This window comes from Gemella sp. GH3, assembly GCF_013415425.1.
Taxonomy (GTDB): Bacteria; Bacillota; Bacilli; order Staphylococcales; family Gemellaceae; genus Gemelliphila.
Window position 1 is genome coordinate 1 of sequence record NZ_JACBYC010000040.1, and the last position, 391, is coordinate 391.

1 pseudogene is annotated in these 391 nt (G+C 33.0%); it reads left to right on the forward strand.

Annotated features, from left to right (window positions below):
- Positions 1-391: pseudogene (locus tag HZY83_RS01025) on the forward strand (CDP-glycerol:glycerophosphate glycerophosphotransferase); the annotation flags it as partial.

Here is a 391-nt window from a genome sequence, read left to right on the forward strand (position 1 = left end):
TAGATAAATTTAATTATACTGATGGCTTGATAGCGCCTATTCATTCATTTACACTTCAACGTCCTCAATACGTTGATTTAGATCGTGTTAGAGTTGAGTATTACAATGCTGACGCGAACGTTAATTCATTTTTAAGAAAGCAAACAGCTTGTAATATAATATTCCGAACTGCAATCGTCAAAGCACATCATCTGAAATTCAACGAAGATTTAAGTATTTATACTGATTGGTCATTTACGCTTGAATATATGAAGTATGTTAATAAGTTTATGCGTATTTTTAACTTCCCGTTCTACTTCCGTGGAGAAGTTTACGATCCTTTTGAAACAGTAACGTTAAGTGAGCAAAGTTTTGATGTTCTTTTTGGAGAATATGTAAAGAGCTTCTTGGG